The sequence below is a fragment of the Streptomyces sp. NPDC034099 genome (assembly GCF_055575415.1).
The window spans coordinates 40,282-55,372 of sequence record NZ_JBVISR010000003.1 but is presented as its reverse complement, the minus strand read 5'-3'; the positions used below and the strand labels follow the sequence as shown (position 1 = coordinate 55,372).

Annotated in this window: 14 protein-coding genes; 6 read left to right on the top strand and 8 right to left on the bottom strand. The window is 75.1% G+C overall.

The window, feature by feature from the left end:
• Nucleotides 1-209: 209 nt before the first annotated feature.
• Nucleotides 210-1,412 carry a lycopene cyclase family protein gene (locus tag ACZ56V_RS09115; protein WP_468940581.1) on the top strand — a complete coding sequence of 401 codons (1,203 nt, stop codon included), beginning with the start codon at nucleotides 210-212 and terminating at the stop codon, nucleotides 1,410-1,412.
• Between the two features lie 336 nt (nucleotides 1,413-1,748).
• Complete coding sequence (locus ACZ56V_RS09110; protein WP_468940578.1) at nucleotides 1,749-3,320, top strand: FAD-dependent oxidoreductase; 1,572 nt, start codon at nucleotides 1,749-1,751, stop codon at nucleotides 3,318-3,320.
• 55 nt (nucleotides 3,321-3,375) lie between these two features.
• Here the strand turns inward: ACZ56V_RS09110 and ACZ56V_RS09105 are convergent, their stop codons facing one another.
• From ACZ56V_RS09105 to ACZ56V_RS09095, 3 genes are read right to left on the bottom strand one after another with little or no spacing between them, the layout of a single operon-like run.
• Nucleotides 3,376-4,254, bottom strand: coding sequence for an SDR family oxidoreductase (locus ACZ56V_RS09105; RefSeq protein ID WP_398910052.1), 879 nt, complete (start codon nucleotides 4,252-4,254; stop codon nucleotides 3,376-3,378).
• A 43-nt stretch (nucleotides 4,255-4,297) separates the two neighbouring features.
• Nucleotides 4,298-5,917, bottom strand: coding sequence for a phytoene desaturase family protein (locus ACZ56V_RS09100; RefSeq protein ID WP_468940575.1), 1,620 nt, complete (start codon nucleotides 5,915-5,917; stop codon nucleotides 4,298-4,300).
• The gene (locus tag ACZ56V_RS09095; protein WP_398910056.1) at nucleotides 5,910-6,416 is read right to left on the bottom strand and encodes an SRPBCC family protein; all 507 of its coding nucleotides are present in this window, start codon (nucleotides 6,414-6,416) and stop codon (nucleotides 5,910-5,912) included. Before ACZ56V_RS09095 ends, ACZ56V_RS09100 begins: the two co-directional genes overlap by 8 nt.
• 288 nt (nucleotides 6,417-6,704) lie before the next feature.
• Between ACZ56V_RS09095 and ACZ56V_RS09090 the strand changes: the two genes are divergently transcribed.
• On the top strand, nucleotides 6,705-7,892 hold the full coding sequence (locus ACZ56V_RS09090) for a S1 family peptidase (RefSeq protein WP_398910058.1): 1,188 nt from the start codon (nucleotides 6,705-6,707) through the stop codon (nucleotides 7,890-7,892).
• Between the two features lie 122 nt (nucleotides 7,893-8,014).
• On the opposite strand, the gene ACZ56V_RS09085 is transcribed toward ACZ56V_RS09090, so the two are convergent.
• Entirely contained in the window at nucleotides 8,015-8,458 is a 444-nt protein-coding gene (locus ACZ56V_RS09085; protein WP_398910060.1) for a hypothetical protein, read from the bottom strand.
• 167 nt (nucleotides 8,459-8,625) lie between these two features.
• Nucleotides 8,626-9,957 carry a cation:proton antiporter gene (locus tag ACZ56V_RS09080; protein ID WP_467379058.1) on the bottom strand — a complete coding sequence of 444 codons (1,332 nt, stop codon included), beginning with the start codon at nucleotides 9,955-9,957 and terminating at the stop codon, nucleotides 8,626-8,628.
• A gap of 1,385 nt (nucleotides 9,958-11,342) precedes the next feature.
• On the opposite strand from ACZ56V_RS09080, the gene ACZ56V_RS09075 reads away from it, so the two are divergent.
• Nucleotides 11,343-11,717 carry an SH3 domain-containing protein gene (locus ACZ56V_RS09075; protein ID WP_468940569.1) on the top strand — a complete coding sequence of 125 codons (375 nt, stop codon included), beginning with the start codon at nucleotides 11,343-11,345 and terminating at the stop codon, nucleotides 11,715-11,717.
• 33 nt (nucleotides 11,718-11,750) lie between these two features.
• Nucleotides 11,751-12,125 carry a peptidase M23 gene (locus ACZ56V_RS09070; RefSeq protein ID WP_467379057.1) on the top strand — a complete coding sequence of 125 codons (375 nt, stop codon included), beginning with the start codon at nucleotides 11,751-11,753 and terminating at the stop codon, nucleotides 12,123-12,125.
• Between the two features lie 9 nt (nucleotides 12,126-12,134).
• Here the strand turns inward: ACZ56V_RS09070 and ACZ56V_RS09065 are convergent, their stop codons facing one another.
• Both ACZ56V_RS09065 and ACZ56V_RS09060 read right to left on the bottom strand, forming a co-directional pair.
• The gene (locus tag ACZ56V_RS09065) at nucleotides 12,135-12,767 is read right to left on the bottom strand and encodes a hypothetical protein (protein WP_468940566.1); all 633 of its coding nucleotides are present in this window, start codon (nucleotides 12,765-12,767) and stop codon (nucleotides 12,135-12,137) included.
• 148 nt (nucleotides 12,768-12,915) lie between these two features.
• Complete coding sequence (locus tag ACZ56V_RS09060; RefSeq protein ID WP_104635908.1) at nucleotides 12,916-13,329, bottom strand: SRPBCC family protein; 414 nt, start codon at nucleotides 13,327-13,329, stop codon at nucleotides 12,916-12,918.
• A 168-nt stretch (nucleotides 13,330-13,497) separates the two neighbouring features.
• Here ACZ56V_RS09060 and ACZ56V_RS09055 point away from each other — a divergent pair, with 168 nt between their 5' ends.
• Nucleotides 13,498-14,679, top strand: coding sequence for a PP2C family protein-serine/threonine phosphatase (locus tag ACZ56V_RS09055; protein WP_398910069.1), 1,182 nt, complete (start codon nucleotides 13,498-13,500; stop codon nucleotides 14,677-14,679).
• A gap of 19 nt (nucleotides 14,680-14,698) precedes the next feature.
• Here ACZ56V_RS09055 and ACZ56V_RS09050 read toward each other — a convergent pair whose 3' ends face one another.
• On the bottom strand, nucleotides 14,699-15,010 hold the full coding sequence (locus ACZ56V_RS09050; RefSeq protein ID WP_398910071.1) for a hypothetical protein: 312 nt from the start codon (nucleotides 15,008-15,010) through the stop codon (nucleotides 14,699-14,701).
• Nucleotides 15,011-15,091 lie beyond the last annotated feature (81 nt).

Genomic DNA, 15,091 nt, shown 5'->3' with positions numbered 1-15,091 from the left:
TGCCTTCCCCCTCGGCTCCCCGCGCGACGCCACCGGAGCCGGTTCCCGGTCCCGCGGTCACCCGTCCGGGGGTATCGCGTCCCCCGGCGGGTGCCCGTGTCGCGCCGTACTGCGCGCCGTACGTTCGCGGACGGCGCGGGGCCGGAATACTCCGCCGGACCGGACCGGCGGGTGGACCCGGCGGGCTGACCGACGGGAAGGAGGCGGGGGTGCTCGACGCGGACATCGTGGTCGTCGGCGCGGGGGCGGCCGGGCTCTCCCTGGCGCACCGGCTTCCGGCGCGCGCCTCGCCCGGTGCGGTGTCCTCCGTCGTCCTGGTCGATCCGCCGCCCGGGCCGCTGCGGCCCCCGCGCCGCACCTGGTGTTTCTGGGAGGCCGGGCCGGGCCGCTTCGACCCGGCCACGACGGCGTCGTGGGAGTGGCTCCGGGTGCACGGCCGGGACGGGAGGGCCGTCCGGCGGCACATCGCGCCCGTCCGCTACAAGATGATCCGCTCGGACGACTTCGAGGCCCTGGTGGGACGGGATCTGAAGGCCCGTCCGGGGCTGCGGCGCGTCGAGGCCACCGTCGGCGCGGTCACGGGCCTGCCGGACGCCACCGTGCGGGTGGCGGCCACGGACGCGACGGGCGCGCCGGTCGTCCTGCGCGCCCGCTGGGTCTTCGACTCCCGTCCTCCCGAGCGGCTGCCGGCCGCCCGCACCCGCCTGCTCCAGCACTTCCGCGGCTGGTTCGTCCGCACCGAGCGGCCGGTCTTCGAGCCGGAGGTGGTCGACCTGATGGACTTCCGCACCGCGCAGCCGGCGCGGGGTCTGTCCTTCGGTTACGTGCTGCCGACCGGACGGCACACCGCGCTGGTCGAGTACACCGGGTTCGGCCCGGCGCCCCTGGCGTCCGACGCGTACGACGACGCGCTGGAGGACTACACGCGCCGCGTCCTGCGCACCGGCACCGTCGAGGTCCTGTCGACCGAGCAGGGGGTCATCCCGATGACCGACGCCGACTTCGGGCGGCGGGACGAGGACGGCGACCGCGTGTTCCGGATCGGCGTCGCGGGCGGGGCGACCCGGGCGTCCACCGGCTACACGTTCGCCGCCGTGCAGCGGCAGTCCGAGGCCGTGGCCCGTGCGGTGCGCGCGGGCCGCCGGCCGGTGCCGCCGCCCCCGCATCCGGCGCGGGCCCGGCTGATGGACGCGGTGCTGCTGCGCGCGCTGGACACCGGCCGGGTCGACGGCCCCGACCTCTTCTTCCGGCTGTTCGACCGCGTACCCGCCGCGCGGCTGCTGCGCTTCCTGGACGGCCGGTCGCGACTGTACGAGGACCTCGCGGTCGGCGTACGCGTCCCCGTCCTGCCGATGCTGCGCACGGCGGCCGAACTGCCGTGGCTGCGGCGCCGCCACCTCCCCCTCCGCTGAGCGCCGACCCCGGGAGTCACCGATGCCCTCGCTCCACGACGCGGCACCACCCGCCGCCTTCGACCACGGGACGGCCCACCGCGGCCGCCCCGCCCGCGGAACGGACCTCGCGTACGGCGGTAGCGGAGGTCCGCTGCCGGACTCACGTCGCGGCACGAGCGCCTCGACCACGCCCGGGGGCCGGAACGCGCCCCGCCACCGCGGCCGCACCGGCGTGGCGGCCACACCTCGGGACCGGAGCGCACGGACCCGCGGTACGCGGGCCATCGTGTACCGGACCGGCGGCCTGCGCTGCGGCGGTACGCGAGGCGATCGTGCCCGCCCCGGTGATGCGCGATGATCCGGCGTGGCGGGACCGGGCAGCGGGGCGAGGAGCGGCCGCCGGGGCGGGACCGGCGGGCGCGGGTGCTGCGTCCGTCGGCGGGCCGGGAGCGGGTCGCGGGCGAACCGCCGTCGGTGGCGGTGGTCGGCGGCGGCATCGCGGGCCTCGCGGCGGCGACCGCCCTGGCGGAACGCGGGGTGCGCGTCGTCCTGCACGAGCGCGAACCCGTGCTCGGCGGCAGGGTCGCGGGCCGGGCCGTCACCCTGCCCGACGGCACGCCGGCCACGATGAGCCGGGGTTTCCACGCCTTCTTCCGCCAGTACTACAACCTGCGCAGCCTGTTGCGCCGTTGCGATCCCGGGCTCGGCATGCTGACCGGCCTGCCGGACTACCCGCTGCGGCACAGCAGCGGGCTGTGCGACAGCTTCCGCCGTCTTCCGCGCACTCCCCCGTTCAGCGCCCTGGCCTTCGTCGCCCTGAGCCCCAGCTTCGGACTGCGGGACCTGGCTGCCCTGCGGCCCTCGGCGGCGCTGCCGCTCCTCGACGTCCGTACCCGCCGCGTCCACGAGCGCCTGGACGACGTCAGCGCCCACGCGTTCCTCGACTCCCTGCGTTTTCCCGCGGCCGCGCGGCACCTGGCCTTCGAGGTGTTCTCCCGCAGCTTCTTCGCGGACCCGCGCGAGCTGTCGGCCGCGGAGATGGCGCTGATGTTCCACATCTACTTCCTCGGCTCCAGCGAGGGGCTGCTCTTCGACGTACCGCGCGAGCCTTTCCCGCGGGCGCTGTGGGACCCCCTGACGGGGCATCTGGTCCGGCACGGGGTCGAGGTGCGGACGGGCACGCCCGTCGAGGCGGTCCGGCCCGGTCCGTCCGGCGGTCACCTGGTGGTCGACGCCGCGGGAGCCCGGCCGTACGACGCCGTGGTGCTCGCCCTGGACGTCGGCGGGCTGCGGGGCGTGGTGCGCCGGTCGCCGCACCTGGCCGACGCCGCCTGGCGGGCGCGGGTGGCACGGCTGCGGAACGCTCCGCCGTTCCTGGTCTCCCGGCTGTGGCTGGACCGCCCGGTCGCCCCGGACCGGCCGGGCTTCCTCGGCACGAGCGGGTACGGGTCGCTGGACAACGTCAGCGTGCTGTCCCACTGGGAGGGCGAGGCGGCCCGCTGGGCGGCGCGCACCGGCGGCTGCGTCGTCGAGCTCCACGCGTACGCCGTGCCGTCGGGGGCCGTGCGGGAGGTCGAGGAGAAGCATCTCGTCGACCAGTTGCACCGGGTGTACCCGGAGACCCGTCGGGCCGGGGTGGTCGCGGCCCGGCACGAGTGGCGGGCGGACTGCCCTCTGTTCACCGTCGGGGGCTACCTCGACCGCCCCACGGTCCGCACCCCCGACCCGGCCGTCGTCGTCGCCGGTGACCTGGTCCGTACGGATCTGCCCGTGGCGCTGATGGAGCGCGCCGCGACCTCCGGGTTCCTCGCCGCCAACGCCCTGCTGGAGCGGTGGGGGGTGCGGGGCGAGACGCTGTGGACGGTGCCCGACCGGGGCCGCTCCGCGCCGCTGCGCGCGCTGGCGCGACGGTTCGGCGCCCACTGACCGGCACCCGGCCCGCCTGGCCCGTACGGCTGTACCGCGTTACGGGGCCGGCCCGTCACGCACCCGTGTCCGCCGCGCGGTCGGCCCGGCCCCCCGCGCCCAGCGGGCCGGTGTGCCCCAGGGAGTCCTCGGCCTCCATCCGGGGCAGCTCGCGGCGGGACAGCCGCAGGACCGCGGGCGGCAGGGACGCGCGCCCCAGCTGGACCAGGCGCAGCCAGCCCGGCACGTACACGGCGGTACGGCGGCGCTCCACGGCACGGACCAGCCGGGCGGCGACCTCGTCCGCCGGGAGGGTGCGGCGGGCCGGGGCCGGCATGTGGGCGCGCAGTTCGCGCAGGACCGGGTGGCGGTCGGCGTCGCGGATCATGTCGGTGTCGATCCAGTTGAGGTAGGCGATGCCCACGGCGACGCCGTGGTGGGCCACCTCGGCGCGCAGCGAGTGGGCGAAGGCCTCCGCGCCCGCCTTGGAGGCACAGTAGGCGCTCATCATGGGGGCGGCGCCGAGCGAGGCCAGCGAGGCGATCTGCAGGTGGTACCCGGCGGTGTCGAGGAGGTCCGGCAGGAAGGCGCGGGCCGTGTGGGCGCTGCCGGTCAGGTTCACCTCTATGACACGGTTCCACTCGGCGGGGTCCGAGGTGGCGAACGGGCCGCCGTGCGCGACACCGGCGTTCGCCACCACGACCGACGGCTGCCCCAGGCGGCGGCGCGTCTCGGCGGCCGCGTCGGCCAGCGCGGCGGGGTCGGTGACGTCGGTCTCGACGGCGAGCGCCGGGGCCGGCAGGTCCGCCGCCAGGGCGTCCAGTCGTGGTTTCTCGAGGCCGAGCAGCGCGAGCCGGGCACCGCGCCGTGCGCACGCGCGGGCCAGGGCGGCGCCGAGGCCGCGCGCGGCGCCTGTCACCACGACGGTGCGGTTCTGCAGTGGGCTGTCGGTCATGGTCCGGCCCCTTCCTCGGACTCCTGGAGGACTTCGCGGGCGTTCACCGCCGGTCGCCTGCCCGGTCCCGCCGCGTCAGGGCCCGCTGCACCCGGGCGAGGCCCGCGAACCGGTGCTGGCGCAGTGCGGCGCGCGCGGCGTTGGCGCCGGGCGCGCCGTGCACCCCGCCTCCCGGGTGGGCGCCCGCGGAGGCGAGGAAGAGACCGGGCACCGGGGTCTCCGGCCGCCCGGTGCCGGGCACGGGCCGGAAGACGAGTTGCTGGTGCATGGCGGTGGTGCCGCCGTTGATGGCGCCGCCCTCCAGATTGGCGTCCATGGCCTGGAGCGTCGGCGGGGCGAGCACGCGCCGGGCCCGGACCACTGAGCGGAAGCCGGGCGCGAAGCGTTCCACCTGGCGCTCGACCCGGTCGGCCATCAGTTCCTGGTCCTTGGCGTCCCAGCGGCCGGTGATGCCCTCGTCGCCCGCGTCGGCGCGGACGTCGTGCGGGACGTGGGTGTACGCCCAGGCGGATTCGGTGCCGCGCGGCGAGCGGGTCGGGTCCGTGGTCGTCATCTGGCCGAACAGCGAGAAGGGACGGTCGGGGACCTGGTGCATGGCGATCTGCGCGGCGAACCGGGTGAGTTCGTCGAGGCCGTCGGACAGGTGGACGGTGCCCGCCCGCGCCGCCTGCTCGCACCGCCAGGGCACGGGCCCGTCCAGCGCCCAGTCCACCTTGAAGGTGGCGAAGTCCCACTGGAAGCGCCGCAGGTCGGTGCGGACCTGGTCCGGCAGGTCCGCCGGGTCGACGAGTCCGCCGTACAGGGCGGGGACGGAGACGTTCGCGAGGACGGCGCGGCGGGCCGTGACCGTCTCCCCGTCGGCGGTGCGCACGCCGACGGCGTGCCGGTCGCGGATCAGGACCCGTTCGACGCGCCGCCCGCAGTGCAGGGTGCCGCCCCGGGCGCGCAGCCGGTGGACGAGGGCCTCGGTGAGGGCGCCGGCTCCGCCGACCGGCACGGGGAAGCCGTAGGTCTGCCCGAGCATCGACATCAGCCAGCCGAAGCCGCCGCTGCCGGCCGCCTCGGGGGCGAGGTCGGCGTGCAGGGCGTTGCCGGCCAGGAGCAGTCTGCCGCCCTCGCCCCGGAACTCCTCCTCGCCCAGCCGGCGCACCGGCAGGACCAGGGTGCGGGCCAGTCTGAGCCCGCCCGCGGCGCGCAGCCGCAGGGCCAGCCGGGCAGTGGCGCGCACCGGCGGGAAGGGCGTGAAGAGGGCGTCGAGGATGTCGGCCCGGTAGCGGTCCCACACCGCGTGCAGCCGCTCCCAGGCGGCGCCGTCCCCCGGGGCGAAGGCGTCCAGGGATGCCGCGGTGGTCGCGAGGTCGCGGTCGAGGACGGCGCAGCTCCCGTCGGTCAGGGGGTGGGCCAGTACGTGGGGCGCGTGGGCCCAGCGCAGCCCGTGTTCCTCCAGTCGCAGTCCGCCGAGTACCGGGGAGGCGGCGGCGAGCGGGTAGAAGGAGCTGAACAGGTCGTTGACGAAGCCGGGGGCGACCTCGCCGTCGTGCCGCACCGCGCCGCCCGGCTCGGGCTGCTCCTCCACGACCGTCACGCTCCAGCCGGCGTCGGCCAGCAGGTTCGCCGCCACCAGGCCGTTGGGTCCCGAACCGATCACGACGGCGTCAGGCACGGCCGGTTCCCGGTCCGTACTGCACGGATCCCACCGCGTCGGGCGGGTCGGGACGGCCCCGGTCACCGGCCTGGGACTCGCACAGGTTCGCGAGCCTGGCGAGCATGGCCCGGTGCCGCACCTGGATCAGCGCCTCGACGCCGACGTTGTGCAGCAGACCCCCCGGGCCGCGCAGGGGATGCTCGTCCACGATCACCAGGCACTGCTCGCCCCAGGGCCGCAGTTCGATGGCGATCCGTGCCGTGCCGAGCCGGCCCGCCTTCGCCTCCAGCTCCAGCTCGGAGCCCGGTACGCAGTGTCTGACCACCGACTCGTTGTTCAGCCGCAGCGGCCCGAGCCGCACCTCGTAGGCGATGGTCGCGCCCACCTCCGGCCACTGTCCGTCCCGGGGAGTGACCTCCGAGGGCCCCACGACCCATTCCACGTACAGGTCGCCGTCCGCCAGGACGTCCCAGACCGCTTCCGGGGTCGCCTGGATGAGCCTGTGCCGTACCGCCACGCGTGCCTCCCACGTCCGGTGGCCGTCGTGCGGCCGTCATTGCGAGGACGCAGCCTGAGTGCCCCGGAGACGGCCGGCCAACCCAAGACCGGCCGGGCCGAGGGGTGGACCACCGGGCGCGCAGACCGGTGGGGGGACCGGCGGCAGGGAAAGGCCGTGCATTGGCATGGACCTGATGAGGGAGGGCTGGCTAAGCTCGAAGCGACCCGATGAGAGCGCTCTCAAACCGCGGTTGTTCCATGCCATCTGTTCCACCCCCACCTTGCTGGAACGACGAAGGGCAACTCCGTGAGACGCAGCAGACTCAGGCACCTCGGCCTGGCCGGACTCCTCGTGCTCGGCAGCCTCACCGCGGTCGGCACCCTGCCGGCCTCGGCGGCCGACGCCCCCTCCTCCCCGTCTTCCTCCTCCCCCTCCTCCTCGTCCGAGCAGCCGGCCTCCGCCGGTCTGCTGGACGCCATGCAGCGGGACTTCGGCCTCACCCGGGCCGAGGCCGAGGACCGGCTCGCGGCCGAACGCGACGCCACCGGCATCGAGCCCGCGGCCCGCCGGGCGGCCGGAAAGGCGTTCGGCGGCTCGTGGTTCGACGCCGACGCCGGAAGGCTGACCGTGGCCGTCACCTCGGACGCGGCACCCTCCACCGTGCGGGCGGTCCGCGCCACCGGCGCGCAGGTCCGCACCGTGGAGCACAGCGCACAGCGGCTGGACGCCGCCAAGGCGCGCGTCGACCGCCTCGACGCACCGGCCGGAGTGAGCGGCTGGCACGTCGACCAGGCCGCCAACCGGGTCGTCGTGGACGTGGTCGACGGCGAGCGCGCTGACAACGATGTCCGGCGCTTCGTGCAGCAGGCCCGTGAGGCCGGACCCGTCACGGTGCGGACGGTGGCGTCCGCGCCGCGGACCTTCGCGGCGGGCACCGTGGGCGGCGACCCGTACTACACCGGCAACGTCCGCTGCTCCATCGGCTTCTCGGTGCACGGCGGGTTCGTCACCGCCGGACACTGCGGACGGGCCGGCGCCTCGGTCAGCGGCTGGGACCGCTCGTACATCGGCACCTTCCAGGGCTCGTCCTTCCCCGACAACGACTACGCGTGGGTCAGCGTCGGCAGCGGCTGGTGGACGGTGCCGGTGGTGCTCGGCTGGGGCACGGTCTCCGACCAGCTCGTGCGCGGCTCGAACGTGGCACCCGCCGGTGCCTCGATCTGCCGCTCCGGTTCCACCACGCACTGGCACTGCGGCACCGTGCTCGCCCACAACGAGACGGTCAACTACAGCGACGGCTCGGTGGTGCACCAGCTGACCAAGACCAGCGTGTGCGCCGAGGGCGGCGACTCCGGCGGCTCCTTCATCAGCGGTGACCAGGCACAGGGCGTCACCTCGGGCGGCTGGGGCAACTGCTCCAGCGGCGGGGAGACCTGGTTCCAGCCGGTCAACGAGATCCTGAACCGCTACGGCCTGACCCTGCACACGGCCTGACCCGGCAGCGGTGGGGAGGGCCGGTCCGTGGAGCGGACCGGCCCTCCCCGGCCGCCGGTCCCCGGCCGCCGGTCCCCGGCCGCCGGTGTCCGGGGCCGGGTCACCTCCAGGTGCCGGGCGGCTCAGACGTCGCCGGGACCGCAACCCGGCTCCGGCGCGTCGAGGCCGGTCGCCGTGGTCAGCCGGCGGTAGGCGGCCCGCGCGTGGACCAGGCGGGCCAGCGCCGTGCCGACGAGGGCCGCGCCGAGCAGACAGGCCAACCAGACCGCGTCCCGCCGGCCGGTCCAGGTGAGCGTGCCGGCCGGCGGTATGGCGAAGCCGTTGAGGGACAGCCAGCACAGCACGGCCGTCCCCGGTGCGGCGGTGAAGCGGGCGCAGAGCCCGAGCGCCGCCGCCAGCAGGGAGAGCGCGACCAGGGCGAGTCCCGGACGCCCCACGCCCACGGTGCCGTTGAGCAGCGCGACCAGGAGGAGGGCGCCGCCGAACGCCCCCGCCCACACCAGGGGAGCCGCGACCGGCCGGGGAACGGGTCTGGCACCGCTGCCCAGAGGCACCCACTCGATCATGCTGACGGCTCCTTCCGGTCCCGGACGTGTCCGACCACGGCGTCGGACCACGACCCTGTGGGCAGATTGTCCCACCGGGCACCGCGGTGCCGTGCCGCCCGGGGCGACGACCGGCCACCCGCCGGCACTGCCCCGCGACCCTCCCGCCCCGGCCGTACGGTCCCGGACTAGCGCTCCGCCTCCGCGTGCTCCGAGGAGGAGGACGAGGACCCGTGCGAGCGGGCGGCCTGGGGCACCGGCACCGAGGCCGACTCGGGTCGCCGCTCCGTGTCCGCCTCCCCGTCGGTCCCGCCATCCGCCACCGCGACCGGCGCCTTCCCTCCGGGCAGCAGGCGCCCGGCGGCACGCAGCCCGGCGGCGAGTACGTGGGCGCGGCCCGCGACGACGGGGCCGAGGACGGCGAGGACGAGGACGTATCCGGCGATGAAGGGAGCGAGCCGGGCGTCGAGCCCGGCGCCGGCGGCCATGGCGGCCAGGATCAGCGCGAACTCACCTCGGGCGACGAGGGTGGTGGCGATCTCCGCGGCCGGTTCGGAACCGTAGTGGTAGACCCGGGCGACGCACAGCCCGGCGGCGATGTTCATGACGACGGTGAGCGCGGCCGCCGCGGCGACCGGACCGGCAACGGAGGCGAGGTCGCCGGGGTCGATGGCGAGCCCGAAGGCGAAGAAGAAGATGGCCGCGAAGGCGTCACGCAGCGGGTGCACCAGTTCGCGGATCCGCGGCCCCGAAGGAGTGCCGGCGAGGATCAGGCCGACCATGAAGGCACCGATGGCGTCGGCGACGCCCAGGACTTCGGAGACGCCGGCGACGAGCACCGCGGCGCCGAGGAAGCTGATGACGAGCAGTTCGTTGTCCCGCGTGTCGATCAGGCGGCCCACGAGCCGGGTGCCGTAGCGGGCCGCGGCGGCCAGCACCAGCAGGAAGCCGAAGGCCTTGCCGGCCTGGAGCGCCGTCTCGGCGACACCGTGCGCGCCCGAGAGGACCGGCTGCAGGGCGGCCAGGTACAGCGCGAGGAAGATGTCCTCCACGACGATGACACCGAGGATCAGCCGGGTCTCCGGGCGGCCGATCCGGCCCAGGTCGATGAGGATCTTGGTGACGATCGCGGAGGAGGAGATGCCGAGCACACCCGCCAGCACCAGTGCCTCGCGCACGCCCCAGCCGAGGACGAAGCCGAAGCCGAGTCCGGCACCGACGTTCAGGAGCAGGTAGATGCCCCCGGCGGTGAGCAGCCGTTTGCCGCCGCTCTTGAGGTCGTCGAGGTGGAACTCCAGGCCCAGGTAGAAGAGCAGCAGCACCAGTCCGAGCGCGGAGAGCATCTCGAAGTCGTGCGCGTCCTCGACCAGGACGAAGCCCGGTGTGTGCGGGCCGAGCAGGATGCCGGCGAGCATGAACAGGGGGATCGTCGGAAGTCCGATCCTCCCGCCGAGGCGGGCGAGGAACGCGGCGGCGACGAAGGCGCCGCCCATGGCGAGCAGGGTGTCAGCGTGTCCCACGGGTCACCGCCTTCGACCGCGCGGAGGTTCGGGAGGGCTTCACTTGACGGGGATGGATGCGGGTTCTCCTTCTTCGGGGATGCGTCATGGGACAGGCGGACAGGCGGACAGGCGGGCGGACGGACGGACGGACACTCGGACGGTCCGGCGGACAGGCGGGCGGGCGGGGCGGCCGGTCGCATGCGCCGCCCCGGGGCGCCGGTGCCCCTGACACCGCCCCCAGTACGCGGGTGCGCACGGCACACCCGGAACGAACGGACAACGCGGCGACGCCCGTGGACGGGCGGGACGGGCCTGCCCGCGCCCTGCCCCGGCACCCGGAGAGCTCCCGGGCGCGGCGTCGGTCCACGGTCACACGCCGGGCCCCCGTGCGGCTATCGGGGACGACACCCAAATGGTCCGGCGGCCGACACCCATCGTCCCGGCGTGGGGAGCCGCTCGGCGGCCCGAAAAGGATGCGCCACGGCCGATTCGGGGATCCCGGCCGCGGCGCGTCCCGCCGCCCCGGGCGCGGGAGGACGACGCTCCGGGGCATGACCGGCGACTTCCCCGGCTCCCCACCATGACACTGCACCAACCGAGTGATCGTCAGGAACCGGCCGCCGCTCCCGGATCCCCCGTACGCCGTCCGCCCCGCCGCGGGATGCGACGGGGCGCACGGCTTGCGGACGGTCCGTCAGCACGGTGTGGTTGCCATCAACTTCTCGAAGGAAGCCATGCAGTCCGGGCAGTGACGCGCCCGTTCACCGTCGGATGCCTCGATTCGTTCGCGGAGCTGCTGTCCGCACAGTGTGGCCGCCGCCTGTTTGGACAGCACGTGCCACACCAACGCTCCGCCCGCCTTCTCCGGGCCCACGCACATTTCGTACATGATCGGCCTCCCAGCCTGGACGCCGCTGACACACTCCAGGAGACACCGGTTCGGCCGTGACCAGTAGCGTGCGGGGGCCATTCGGGTGACGGCCGCTTCGGCCGCCCGGGGGCGGACGCACACCCGGAGGACTGCAAACGATCAGCCAACCGGCCCTGTCCGGGTGGTCGCGTGACGTGTCGTCGACGGGTCTGCTGACGCCCGGTCAGAACCCGCCTGCGCCGGTGACGGCGAAGCCGCTGCCGGGACGGGCGGGGACGCGGCACAGCGGGATGCGCAGGTCCTGGTCCGGAACCGTGTGCTCGCGGACGGCGGTGGGCGTCCACGGCAGTGGGTGCCCCGGGACGGCGGGCTGACACCGGGCCGCTCGCGCCGGGTCCCCGGGGCGCGGTCCCCGCCGGTGCGAGGGCGCCCTGACATTTGTCAGGGACACCGGCGTCCCGGTCGTCCCTAGAGTGCTGAGTGCGAGCCGGGTACCGCCCGGCGGCAGCATCCGCACAGGGGGAATCACCACATGACCGTTCGCCCGATCACCAGGGTCGCCCTCATCGGGGCCGGCGCGCTCGCGCTGCTCGGCCCGCTCACCGCGACGACCGCAGCCGCGGTCTCCGACGGCGGCCGGGGCGCCGACCGCGTGCTCGCCGCGCCCTACGCGGTCGAGCCGTACGAGACCGTCAACGTCCGTTCCGGACCGGCCCGTTCCTACGCCAAGGTCGGCTCGGTCGCGGCCGGCCAGCCGCGCGGCGCCTACTGCTGGACGCGGGGCGAGACCATCAGCGACCACGGCTACACCAACAACGTCTGGGTGAAGCTCGTCGAGGGCTACGTCAGCGCCATCTACCTCAAGGGCGACGCGTACGGCGACCTGCCCGCCTCGGCCACCTGCTGACCGGACCCGTCCACGACCATGGGGGAACCACACATGAAGCGACTGATGCGTCACTCCGGTACCGCGCTGGCCGCGGCCGCGCTCACCGTCGGCGCGCTCGCCGCCACCGCGCAGGCCGCCCCGGCCGCGCCGAGCGGCGGGGACCCGACGCTGACCGACGTCTACATCTGGGCGACGGATGTCCGTCTGCGCCAGCAGCCCACCACCGACTCCGGCGTGCTCGCGGTCCGCTCCGCCTACTGGCTGGACGCCGTCTGCCAGAAGCGCGGGCAGTACGTGAACGACCCGGCCGTCGGCGGCAACGACTGGTGGACGGCCGTGCAGGAGTTCTCGGGCAGTGACATCGCCTGGGTCAGCAACCTCTATCTGCGGGGCGGCGAGAAGATCGCCGGCGTTCCGGACTGCTGAGGGACGCGTTCAGCGGAGCTTGTCGACGGCCGTGACGGTGGTGGCCCTGAAGTCGGCCACCCGGGCGTCCTCGAAGGTGCCCGTCCGTCCCCACTGGACGACCGTGACGGTCCTGCCGTCCCGGCCCACCGAGAACAGGCCGATGTCGGTGGCTCCCCCCTCGGTGACCGTGTGGACGCCGTAGACGCGGGCGCCCTCCTCCACGTCGAGGCGGCCGTAGTCCTTCTGTGTGGCGGTGACGTCGGGACTGCGCTCCATCACCGTGCGCGCGCAGTCCCCGAGGTCGGTGCGCAGCAGGGCGGCGAACCGCTCGGCCCGCCGGGCGCTGCGCTCGACGACCGTGACCTGGAGGGCGCCGGTGCCGTACTCGGTCCAGTACCGGCGGTGGGAGGCGGTGGACGGCAGCGCGTCGCCCGCGCACATCGGCGACGGGTCCGGCCGCCCGGCGGCGACCGGTCCGGCGTACCAGTCGGGGGCGGGGTGCGGCGGCAGTTCGGACGGCTCCAGGAAGGCGGGCGGCCCGGAGTCCGCCGTCCGGGGGTGCGGTCCCGCCGCGGTTCCCGGGACGGCGGCCACGGCGAGCGCGGCACCGGCCACCAGCGCGGTCAGGGCGGCGCGGACGCCTCGGTCACGGACGTACATGTCTCCCCCATGGCGGTGATGCCGGCCGGACCGGTCATCGGCGTCGTTCGGCTTTCCCTGTACGACACGTACGACACGGCGGGACCGCCATGGGTTGCCCTCGGTGTCCGGGGTGTCCGGGGTGTCCGCGCGGTCCCCGGTGGCCTCCTCAGCCGGCCGCGTTGTCGGTGCGCATCGTCACCTGCTCCTCCAGCCGGCGCAGGCTGCCGTCGAGGGCCTCGTCCACCGTCCGCCGGCCCGGGTCGTGACTGCCGTCGAAGAACGACAGGTGCACGGTGACCTCGCTGGCCCCGCTGTCGAGCCCGGCGACCTGCAGCCAGCCGGCGTAACCGCCCTGCTCGCGGGTGCCCCACTCGAGGCGCATCTGCTCGGGCCGGGCACTCAGCAGCGCCGAGGTGTCCTGGTCGGTGCGGTCCTCGTGCACGGTGACGGCGGGCGGCTCCTCCGGCTCCACGTGCAGGTCCCGGGGCAGCCAGGTCTCCAGCTGTCCGACGTTCGCGGCCTGGTCGAAGACCTGCTCGGGCTGGGCGGGCATGGTGCGGGAACGCTCGTACTCGGTCATGGGGCACCACTCCTCGGCGCTCGGGGTCGTACGAGGTGACGCGTGCCCCTTCTGCCGGGACCGAAGCGCACGCGGGTGAGCGGCCGACGGGCGGGGCGGGACGGGCGGTGCTTGACTGCTGGGGGGCATCGTCCCCGCCGCGGCGGGCTCTCGACGGGAGGAGACGAGGTGTCCACGACGGACCCGGACGACTCGGGGCTGCGGAGGTTCCTCGCCGATCCTGCCCATCTCACCCTGGACCTGCGGACCGCCACCGCCCGTTGTGCCAAGGCGCTGGGACTGCGGCAGGCCGTCGTCTACCTCGTCGACCTCCAGCAGCGCCGCCTGGTCCCGCAGACGGCCGTGGCCCCGACGCTCCCGGTCGACGGCTCCCTGGCGGGGTGGGCGTACCGCACCCAGTCGCTGCGGGTGGAGGAGTCCGGGGCGAGCGGCGGCATCACCGCCTGGTTCCCGCTGCTGGACGGTGCGGAGCGGCTCGGTGTACTGGCCGTGCACGAGACGGCCCTCACCGCTTCCTCGCTGACCCGCGGCCGGGCGCTCGCCTCGCTGCTGGCCATGGTGATCACCTCCAAGCGGGCCTACGAGGACTCCTTCGTCCGGCGCACCCGCACCGAGCCGATGCGGCTGCCCGCCGAGATGCTGCGCGCCCTGCTGCCGCCGCGCACCATCGGCGACGGCAACGTCGTGTCGACGGCCGTGCTGGAACCGGCCTACGAGATCGGCGGCGACGCCTTCGACCACGCGCTGACCGAGACGACCCTGCACGTGGCCGTCCTGGACGCGATGGGGCACGACCTGGCCTCCGGACTGACCACCACGGTCTCGCTGGCGGCCTGCCGCAACGCCCGGCGCACCGGCGCCGACCTGCCCGATCTGGTGCGCGGCGTGGACGAGGCACTGTCCAGCTGGCTCCCGGACAAGTTCTGCACGTCGGTCATCGCCCAGCTGGACCTGGTCACCGGGGTGCTGCGCTGGGCCAACTGCGGTCATCCCGCGCCCATCCTGATCCGCGACCAGCGGTTGATCATCGATGCCATGGAGCGTGACGCCGACCCGCCCATGGGGATGCCGTCCTTGCTCAGCCCGCACCGGCGCCGGATCCACGAGATCGCGCTGGAGCCGGGGGACCGGGTGCTGATGTACACCGACGGCGTGGTGGAGGCCCGGACCAGGGAGGCCAAGCTGCTGGGCCTCGAACGCTTCGCCGACTACGTCATCCGGGCCACGGCCGGCGGGGAGCTGGCGCCGGAGTCGCTGCGCCGGCTGATCCACTCGATCCTGGCCATGCAGGAGGGCCGGCTGCGGGACGACGCGACGCTGCTGATGTTCGAGTGGCGGCCGCCTTCGTGAGGCGGCGCCGGTGTCCGCCTCACACGGCGTGCCCCCGGGCGCGCAGCCAGGCGTGCACGGTGTCCTTGTCCGCCGGTGTGATCCGCACCGGTCCCGCCACGTAGGGGCCCTCGTCCTCGGTGAAGCCCGTGTCCGTGACCCTGGCGGTGACCCAGGTGGCCAGGTCCTGGGCGGCCCGTTCGGACAGCGCGCCCCGCTCCCAGCCGTCCCGGGCCTCGCCGGCGGCCCCCGGGTCGTGCCGTTCGGTCTCGGCCAGCCAGGCCGCCACCAGCCGTTCCACGGTCCGGTGGCCGGCGGGGCCGGTCCCCTGTCGCATCCTCTTGTCGCTCATGCCGGACGAGTGCCCTCGATCCCCCGGGCGCCCCACACCGGCGCGGGCCGCGTGGGGTGCGGTGTCGGCGGTACGGCGCCG

Bases quoted from the DNA above. Each gene is read 5' to 3' on its own strand.
- ACZ56V_RS09110 (WP_468940578.1), top strand. From the start codon at position 1,749: ATGATCCGGCGTGGCGGGACCGGGCAGCGGGGCGAGGAGCGGCCGCCG.
- ACZ56V_RS09105 (WP_398910052.1), bottom strand. From the start codon at position 4,254: ATGACCGACAGCCCACTGCAGAACCGCACCGTCGTGGTGACAGGCGCC.
- ACZ56V_RS09085 (WP_398910060.1), bottom strand. From the start codon at position 8,458: ATGATCGAGTGGGTGCCTCTGGGCAGCGGTGCCAGACCCGTTCCCCGG.
- ACZ56V_RS09075 (WP_468940569.1), top strand. From the start codon at position 11,343: ATGACCGTTCGCCCGATCACCAGGGTCGCCCTCATCGGGGCCGGCGCG.
- ACZ56V_RS09070 (WP_467379057.1), top strand. From the start codon at position 11,751: ATGAAGCGACTGATGCGTCACTCCGGTACCGCGCTGGCCGCGGCCGCG.
- ACZ56V_RS09065 (WP_468940566.1), bottom strand. From the start codon at position 12,767: ATGTACGTCCGTGACCGAGGCGTCCGCGCCGCCCTGACCGCGCTGGTG.
- ACZ56V_RS09060 (WP_104635908.1), bottom strand. From the start codon at position 13,329: ATGACCGAGTACGAGCGTTCCCGCACCATGCCCGCCCAGCCCGAGCAG.
- ACZ56V_RS09050 (WP_398910071.1), bottom strand. From the start codon at position 15,010: ATGAGCGACAAGAGGATGCGACAGGGGACCGGCCCCGCCGGCCACCGG.